This window comes from Agriterribacter sp. (assembly GCF_035444585.1).
In the GTDB taxonomy this organism is placed as follows: Bacteria; Bacteroidota; Bacteroidia; order Chitinophagales; family Chitinophagaceae; genus Agriterribacter.
Window position 1 is genome coordinate 20,265 of record NZ_DAOMOZ010000039.1, and the last position, 8,320, is coordinate 28,584.

At 43.9% G+C, this 8,320-nt stretch carries 6 protein-coding genes and 1 pseudogene; 3 read left to right on the forward strand and 4 right to left on the reverse strand.

Annotation, left to right across the window (positions count from 1 at the left end; genetic code table 11):
- Window positions 1-13: 13 nt before the first annotated feature.
- The 3 genes from PLH26_RS06490 to PLH26_RS06500 form a co-directional block, all read right to left on the reverse strand.
- Window positions 14-1,066 (reverse strand): nitrous oxide reductase accessory protein NosL, encoded by a 1,053-nt coding sequence (locus PLH26_RS06490; RefSeq protein ID WP_324585188.1) that lies wholly within the window; start codon window positions 1,064-1,066, stop codon window positions 14-16.
- A gap of 102 nt (window positions 1,067-1,168) precedes the next feature.
- Window positions 1,169-3,163, reverse strand: coding sequence for a Sec-dependent nitrous-oxide reductase (gene nosZ / locus PLH26_RS06495; RefSeq protein ID WP_324585189.1), 1,995 nt, complete (start codon window positions 3,161-3,163; stop codon window positions 1,169-1,171).
- Between the two features lie 41 nt (window positions 3,164-3,204).
- On the reverse strand, window positions 3,205-3,690 hold the full coding sequence (locus PLH26_RS06500; protein ID WP_324585190.1) for a c-type cytochrome: 486 nt from the start codon (window positions 3,688-3,690) through the stop codon (window positions 3,205-3,207).
- A 267-nt stretch (window positions 3,691-3,957) separates the two neighbouring features.
- Here PLH26_RS06500 and PLH26_RS06505 point away from each other — a divergent pair, with 267 nt between their 5' ends.
- A complete protein-coding gene (locus PLH26_RS06505; protein ID WP_324585191.1) occupies window positions 3,958-5,178 on the forward strand; it encodes a hypothetical protein in 1,221 nt (406 codons plus the stop codon).
- Between the two features lie 150 nt (window positions 5,179-5,328).
- On the opposite strand, the gene hemN is transcribed toward PLH26_RS06505, so the two are convergent.
- Window positions 5,329-6,696 (reverse strand): oxygen-independent coproporphyrinogen III oxidase, encoded by a 1,368-nt coding sequence (hemN, locus tag PLH26_RS06510; protein ID WP_324585192.1) that lies wholly within the window; start codon window positions 6,694-6,696, stop codon window positions 5,329-5,331.
- Between the two features lie 267 nt (window positions 6,697-6,963).
- Between hemN and PLH26_RS06515 the strand changes: the two genes are divergently transcribed.
- Both PLH26_RS06515 and PLH26_RS06520 read left to right on the forward strand, forming a co-directional pair.
- On the forward strand, window positions 6,964-7,398 hold the full coding sequence (locus PLH26_RS06515; RefSeq protein WP_324585193.1) for an RrF2 family transcriptional regulator: 435 nt from the start codon (window positions 6,964-6,966) through the stop codon (window positions 7,396-7,398).
- A 7-nt stretch (window positions 7,399-7,405) separates the two neighbouring features.
- Window positions 7,406-8,320: pseudogene (locus PLH26_RS06520) on the forward strand (cbb3-type cytochrome c oxidase subunit I); the annotation flags it as partial.

The following is an 8,320-nucleotide window of genomic DNA, read 5'->3' on the forward strand; positions in this document are numbered from 1 at the left end:
CATCCAGTTGTCTTTACTGGATTATTTCTTTCCATGTTACGCGCTCGCCGGAGAAATGTTCGGCTGCTTTCTCCTGGTCTGCGGCATTGGAAAAAGCGGCAGTATTGCCACCCATGGGGCTTTTTAATGCTTCACTTTTTACCAACAATGCATTCTCTGCATTGAGCCATTTTGTATTTTGGTTAAAATCGGCAAGATAAAATTGTTTAATACTGTTTTTGTCTGTGCCAGGTGCATTCACGAATGCGATCATGCAGTGCGAATCATCAAACTTGTACACTTTTCCTTTTTGAGTAAGGATCTCGCAGGCAAACCGGGTATCGCTTACAGTCATCCTGCAAAATGAGCATTGATCAATGCCCGCTTTAATGGGCTGGGGACCGGAATTGCAGGATGTGAATGCGAAGACCGAAAATAGGGACAGCGCAAGTGCGGGCGTTGAAAATCTTTTTAATTTTTTTTGCCTGCGGAACTCAAGTGTGCTGCATACCAGCAGTACAACACCGGTACCGATAAATATCCAGCCTCCCCAGGATGGGATGGAATAAGCGCCAAAATTAAGCAGTTGCTTGAAGCCGATAAGCGGGGGCTGGTACGACATACCGGGCACTTTAATAGCGGCGTTTGGATCGAGGTTATGACCGTAGTCGTATTCCCATTTCCAGAAATCAATCATTGCCACAATGCCGAACAATACAAAAAGGATAAAAACGGTATGGAGCATACGCCGCCTGCCTGTGATGGCAGTTAACAGTATAAGAAGGCTAAAGAACCCGATGAGGTAAGGTAGTATTTTAAATTCTACAAAATCATCGGTATGCAGGGTTTTCATCCCGATATAATGGTTCAACCCATTGATGATGTCTACATTGCCGGCAAGCTTATCAGCATATATGAACAACTGTAATCCTTCAGGATATTGGGGGGCGTCTAAATCTATCTGCCATATGGGAAGGTAGTTTACTGCAAATAAAGCAATAGCACATATACCTAATATCAGCCGGATGCTTCCTTTTATCTGGTTCCTTTTCATCCTTATGTCTTTTATTTTTTGCCTGTCTGGCATTATCTTCTTTATCGTTTCACTTCATACGGTGCAGCCTCTTAAAAAAAACGGAATGCGGTGCCCGTATTTGTACAGCAGGCAGCCCCATTCCGTTGAAATATTTTACTGGCCGGCCGGTAGATCCTCTGCCGGTAAATTGGTGCCCGTGCTAAAAGTAAGCGGTACCTTGCTTCCTGCCGGTGATACCCTTAAATAGCCGGTCATTTCCTGGTGCAATGCACTGCAAAAATCGGTGCAATAAAAAGGAAATATACCGGTGCGGTCGGGGGTCCATTTAAGCGTGGTGGTTTCTCCCGGCATGATCAGCAGCTCACCATTGTCTGCCCCTTTTATGGCAAAGCCATGCGGCACATCCCAATCCTGCTCAAGATTTGTTACATGAAAGTATACTTCATCTCCCATGCGTATACCTTCAATATTATCAGGCGTAAGGTGGGAGCGGATGGCAGTCATGTATACATGCACTTTATTGCCTTCGCGAACGACTTTGGTTTCTTTTTCTCCCTTGGCCACATAAGGGTGCCTGTTTTCTTCGATCTTGAATATCTTACGCGAATTGTCTTTTATCTTTTCTGCTCTTACTGCCTGTGCATAATGCGGCTCTCCAATGGTAGGATAATCCAGTATCAATTGCATTTTATCGCCGCTGATATCAAAAAGCTGCGCACTTTGCGATAGTTCCGGACCGGTAGGCAAATACCTGTCTTTTGTGATTTTATTATAAGCGACCACATATTTCCCGTCTGGTTTCCTGGAATCGCCGCCCGGTATCATCAGGTGACCGGTAGAATAGTAAGTAGGAACGCGGTCAAGGACTTTGAGGTCTTTAATATTCCATTTTACCAGCTCAGAAGATACGAACATGGAAGTGATGGCGTTTCCCCTTCCGTCAAATTCGGTATGCAATGGACCAAGCCCGGGCTTTTGCACTTCACCGTATAATGCCGCTTCATATTTAATTACAGGGATCTTACCGTATTCTCCTTCAAAAGCTTTGTCTTCAATAGCTTTTAGCATTTTAGTATACGAGAAAACAGGGATCAGCGCTGCTAATTTGCCGCTGCCTACAATATATTCCCCGGTTGGGTCAACGTCGCAGCCATGCGGTGATTTAGGACAGGGAATGAAGTAGCACAGTCCTTCCAGTTCGCGGGAGTCCAATACGGTCACTTCTCTTAGCGTTTCCGTTGTAGCCATATGTGTTTCTTCGTTGAACTTATTGTGCACATATTTTACCGGCACTTTTTTCCCTTTACCAGCCTTAATATATTCTTCCGCTTTTTTCCAGTTTACTGCCATAATGAAGTCTTTGTCGTTTTTCGACGCATTTACTTCCAGCAGTGTATTGGCTCCTTCCGTATTGTAGCACGAGAAGAAAAACCAGCCGTGCGAAGGGCCTTTGCCGGCATGGCTCAGGTCGAAGTTTACACCGGGTGTTTCGATCTGGAAAGCGATTTCCATATTGCCGTTATCCTTATCTACACTTACAAATGTAACATTACCTTTAAAGTTTTGCTTATAGGTGTTAATGGGCACATCACCGTTAACATTATCGGGCGGAACGCTGAAGCGGGTACCTGCAACCACGTATTCCGTGTTTTCGGTGATGAAAGGTGAAGAGTGGTTACCGCCGCTGTTAGGCAATTCAAGTATTTCGGCGGTGCGGAAGGTGGTAAGATCAACCCTGGCTAAACGGGGCGTATTGTTGCCGTTTACAAAAACCCAGCGGCCGTCAATCTCACCGTTGGTTTGCGACATGTTAACATGGTGCAGGTCATCCCAGGGAACAAAACCATGAGATGTGTTGAGCATGGGCTTGGTTTCTTCACTAAAGCCCCAGCCTTTTTCGGGATCCAGGGAAAAAACGGGGATAACTCTGAGCAGGCGCCCGGAGGGCAATCCGTATACCGACAACTGCCCGCTGAAGCCACCCGAAACGAAATTGTAAAACTCGTCATACTTGCCCGGAGGGATATAAACTTTTTCGGCGGCATTACCGGTTACGGCAGTTCCGGCATTCTTGGGTTTACAGGCGTTCATGCTGCCAAACAGAATAGCCAGGGCAAATGCTGCCAGTGTACATTGTACAGGTTTCATATATCAGGTATATTTTAAATAAAAAATGAAAAGATTTCATTTTATTTTACCCCGTCGTTCTGCCGCATAAATTCCAGCAGATGTCGTGCGTCGTCGTCGCTCAGGCTTTGGTTTGGCATACGCACCAGGCATATTTCCAGTTGAGCCTGCAACTCGGGATCCTGGTCTATCATTGCATCGGGGTTGGTAATAAAGTTCATTATCCATTCGGGCCTGTGTTTGTTACTTACACCTTTCCATCCGGGCCCCACCAGCCTTTCATCACTTAGCTTATGACAACTTGCGCATTTCACTTCATATATCTGTTTTCCGCTTTTAGCCATTGTAACATCTAATGATGCAGGTAGTTCCACGTTTTCAAATTTGCCCTCACCTCTTTTAGGATCATAACTGGGGTTGCCGCTTTCCGTTGTTTCTGTTGCAGGTTTTGATTCATCTGAGGCATTCGCTGAATCTTTGGTTTCGCCCTGGTTGCCGCAGGCATACATCATGAAAGCGATAGTGCCGGTAATAAGTAGTTTTTTCATAAAAAATATTTTTGTAGGTACAAGATTAACAAGTATATTTTAATTATTGCAGGGATATTTTGATTATTATTTGATGTAACTCATACTGCAAATGTTGGTTAACCTGAAGATTAATTGAATGATGATCCTCAAAAAGGGATATGATATATATCAGGTTTGGAAAATGCCGGCAGGTTATAGTCCGAAAACAGCCAGATTGTTATATTTGCTCAGGTTTCTTATCAGATAAAAAGAGACCTCTGTTTTACCTGCAAAAATTCCCGGTATATGAATAAAAGTTTAATCCTGTGGTTCAGGATAGCTGTTTTTAATTTAATGCTCGTTGCTTTTATCGGGGTGATGCTCCGGTATAAAATTGCTTATGCATTGCCTTTCGTTCATCAGAAGCATTTGCTTCATGCCCATTCCCATTTTGCATTTACAGGTTGGGTAACACAAATTTTGATGGTTTTGCTGGTGTCGCGCCTGTATGATGAACAACAAAATGCATTTAAAAAATATGCTCCGCTATTGTATGGCAATCTTATTGCAGCGTATGGTATGTTGTTCACTTTTCCCTTCCAGGGGTATGGTTTGTATTCTATCAGCTTTTCTACACTGTCTATTTTTACTGCCTATGCATTTGCTGTTATGTACTGGCGAAACATGAACAGGGCCCGGCAAAAAAGCCCCGGCGACCCGTGGTTTAAAGCCGCTCTTTTTTTTAATGTTATTTCTTCCGCAGGTGCTTTTGCTTTAGCGATTATGATGGCTACAAAAACAGCACATCCGGACAGGTATCTTGCATCTTCCTATTACTTTTTGCATTTCCAGTACAATGGCTGGTTCTTCTTTGCCTGCATGGGGTTGCTGGCACACAAGCTGTATACCTGGGGAATACGTTTAAATAATCATAAAACGATATTCTGGTTATTTACCTTAGCCTGTATCCCGGCTTACTTTTTATCGGCATTGTGGCTTCCCATCCCCCTATGGGCCTATATACTGGTTATCGTAGCTGTTTGCTTTCAGCTTGCCGGGTTTGCCCTTTTATTCGGGGCGGTCAGGGAACGCTTCGGGCAGTTAAGGCAGCTCATTTCACCGTTGGGCAAATGGCTGCTGGGACTATCGGCCGTTGCATTAATGATCAAGCTTTTATTGCAATCGGGTTCCACTATTCCGGCGCTCAGTAAGCTGGCCTTTGGGTTTCGTTCTATTGTTATCGGGTATTTACATCTGATCTTACTGGGTGTAATTACGCTTTTTATATTGGGATATATTGCCATTAATCAATACATGCGCATGAATAAAACAGCCGTTACAGGCATTGTTGTTTTTATCATAGGTATTTTCCTTAACGAGTTAATATTGTTGGTCCAGGGAGCGGGGGCTATTAGCTATATCAGTATGCCGTATACCAATGAAATGCTTTTGGGCGCCGCGGTTTTATTGTTTGCAGGATTGCTGATCCTGAATATAAGCCAGCGGAAGAGTAGTTCGGAAGTTTGAAGTTTTAAAGTTTATGGTTTGAAAGTGTAGCCGGTTGCAGGTTACAAGGTGCAGGTCGCAGGGTGAGTGCCGCATTTTTGTATGGTAAAAGCGTTTAAGTTCCGTTTATGGAATTACAATGGCGACAGCATCTGACTGCCCATAGCTAACTCATACCGTCATTGAAAACAAACGGGCCGAAGGCTCTTTGGCGATCAGCCTCAGGTCGAAAGCCATACAGATATTGCGTAAAAAAGACCTGCCTTTTGCATTAACGATTATTTTATTTCCGGTTATTGTTATCAGGGCATCGTTTTCCAGTGTTTTTAATCTTTCCATAATCCCGGGAAAACGATCTTCCGGTAGCCAGTTGGTTTCCAGCAGGCACATCAGGTTAAGTATATGCCTCCGTATGATCAGATCCTCAGCAGTTAAAATATGTCCCTTTACGATGGCTGAAGCTCCGCTGTGTACCCGCTTGTAATATTCTTCAATCGTTTTTTCGTTTTGGGCAAAGGCATACCAACTGTCGGAAATAGCGGATACGCCCAGCCCGATCATAACATGGGTGGCAGAAGAAGTATAGCCCATGAAATTGCGGTGGATCTTTTTGGTGATCATTGACCGGTACAGGCCATCCGAAGGCAGGGAAAAGTGGTCCATGCCAATTTCTGTATAGCCCGCCTCTTTTAATAGTGATCTGGCGGTTTTATAAAACTGCAGCTTTAATTCACCCGGCGGTAAATCGGCTTCATCAAAGCCCCGTTGCCCAACTCCTTTTATCCATGGCACATGCGCGTACGAATAAAGCGCTATTCTGCCGGGCTTTAATGCAAGTGTAAGCGCGATATTCTTGCGTACATCCGCCAGCGTTTGAAAAGGAAGGCCGAATACCAGGTCGTGGCTTATGCTTTCAAAACCCGTTTCCCGGGCGGCAAGCGTTGTCCTTTTTACATTCTCAAAAGGCTGCACCCGGTGAATGGCTTTTTGCACTTTTTCGTTGTAATCCTGCACGCCAAAGCTTACTCTCCGGAAACCCAGTTCGTATAAAATTTTTAAATGTTCTATACCGGTGTTGTTGGGATGGCCCTCAAAGCTGAATTCCTTTTCGGGGTGAATGATGCCCCCGGCTGAAACGCCTTCTACCAGTTTTTTGATGTTTTTTGATGAAAAAAAGGTAGGGGTTCCGCCGCCAAGGTGTATTTCGCGGATAACAGGTATCTGGGGAAGCATGCTTTTATACAGGTCCCATTCTTTTAAAACGGCTTCTATATAAGGCTCTTCCACACTGTGTTGTTTGGTAATGCGTTTGTTGCATGCGCAAAAAGTGCAAAGGCTTTCGCAAAAAGGCAGGTGAATATAAAGACTGATGCCTTCCTGCCGGTTGCTTTCTGAAAAGGACTGCTGCAACCCGCTGATCCATTGTGCGGTTGAAAATCCGGCCTCATCCCAATAAGGAACAGCAGGATAGCTGGTGTACCGCGGCCCCGGAACGTTATATTTTTGAATAAGCCCTGTATCAGTTATTTGTCGCGGCATAATTGGTGATATGATAATGGTGCAGTTGTTTTAAGCGTTTGCATCGGATGCATTTTAATATATGATCAACTGAAAAGCCAATTGCTTTAAAACGCATCCTTTGCAGATTTCATTATCAGGTAAGCAAAATTCCATGTTTCCCGGAATTGAGAAGCTAATCTGCGTCATACCCGATACTGAGATCGGACAGCCTTTTTAATAATAGAGGATAAAAAACTCTTTTATTATTGAATTGTAATTAACTTTGCGCGTATAACCAGCTGATACATGTTTTCAAAAACTTGTGAATATGCCCTCCGGGCAATGCTTTTTGTTGGTCAAAAGTCAAAGGGCGGTAAAAGGACCGGGATCAGGGAAATTGCTGAGGGAATTGATTCGCCTGAATACTTTATCGCTAAAATTTTACAGGAGCTCAGCCGCAAAAATCTTATTCAGTCTTTAAAAGGTCCTGCAGGAGGATTTTATCTTGATAAGAAGGGAATGGAATGTACGCTTGCCGATATTGTCAGCGCAATAGACGGGGATAAAATTTTTTCGGGCTGTGGACTGGGATTAAAAGAATGCTCGGAAAAAAAGCCCTGTCCTATACATAGCGAATTTAAAAAAATACGGAAGGAAATGCACGACATGCTTCAGGCGTCTACACTAAATGAATTTGATGAAAAACTGGAAAGGAAACTGACCTTTTTAAAAAGAGTATAAATTTTTTATGAAAAAGAAATGGTATCCCCGGTGTATCAGGGGATTGCTTTTAGCAGTGGGGTTGATCAGCTCTGCTTCACTATTCGCCCAAACCACAGGGAAACCGGGTTTTTATTTTACACATCTCAATGGTTTACTGCTTTTCCTTTTTGTACTGATCTTCTTTATGCTTGCTGCTGTTTTGTACCTGAAATTCAAAACCGGCGAAATGCTTAAAATAAACAAAAGGCTAAAGCAACGCAATGCAAATAAAAATTTTGACCGGTATATTGCAAACCTGAACAGCAAACAAATTGAAGCATATCTGAATTATAATAAGAAGGGCTCCCCTGCAGAAGCACCTTCGCAGGAAAACAGCAACAGCCTTCTTAAAGCGATCTCCCTTCTTTTATTGCTGTCGTTAAGCAGCGCACGGTTGTTTGCCCAGGAGGCAGCGCCCGATAAAGGTTCTGTGTTGGGTGAAGCCGGTATTATCATAACAATAATATTGCTGGTTATTCCCATCAGCGCAGGGATCATATTTATGATCATTAAGGTGCTGAACCTTATTAAGCAAAACCGCAACCGGTTAAACCTGGCCGAAGCCGATCAGCTGGCCCAGTACCTTGCTGTTTCTCCCGATGAAGAAACCCGTGCAACTTTGCTTAAAAGAAAAGAAGCATTGGATTATGGGCTTACACACAATGAGCTGTCGGGTAGCCTGTCTCCGCAAGACAGCAGGGGCTTGATCAGCAGCGTTAGTGTAAGCGCCCTGCCTGTGGTAGTGCAAAAGAAAAGGGCCGTAAAGCGGCCGAATTTTGATCCGCAGTTATCGAAGCTTGTATTGTGGTATATAGGATGCGCCACTTTCTGGCTGTTGTTCGGCACCACGGTGGGGGAATATTTAGGTATAAAATTCGTAGCTCCCGATGCCGACCGGTTG

Bases quoted from the DNA above. Each gene is read 5' to 3' on its own strand.
- PLH26_RS06490 (WP_324585188.1), bottom strand. From the start codon at position 1,066: ATGCCAGACAGGCAAAAAATAAAAGACATAAGGATGAAAAGGAACCAG.
- nosZ (WP_324585189.1), bottom strand. From the start codon at position 3,163: ATGAAACCTGTACAATGTACACTGGCAGCATTTGCCCTGGCTATTCTG.
- PLH26_RS06500 (WP_324585190.1), bottom strand. From the start codon at position 3,690: ATGAAAAAACTACTTATTACCGGCACTATCGCTTTCATGATGTATGCC.
- PLH26_RS06505 (WP_324585191.1), top strand. From the start codon at position 3,958: ATGAATAAAAGTTTAATCCTGTGGTTCAGGATAGCTGTTTTTAATTTA.
- hemN (WP_324585192.1), bottom strand. From the start codon at position 6,696: ATGCCGCGACAAATAACTGATACAGGGCTTATTCAAAAATATAACGTT.
- PLH26_RS06515 (WP_324585193.1), top strand. From the start codon at position 6,964: ATGTTTTCAAAAACTTGTGAATATGCCCTCCGGGCAATGCTTTTTGTT.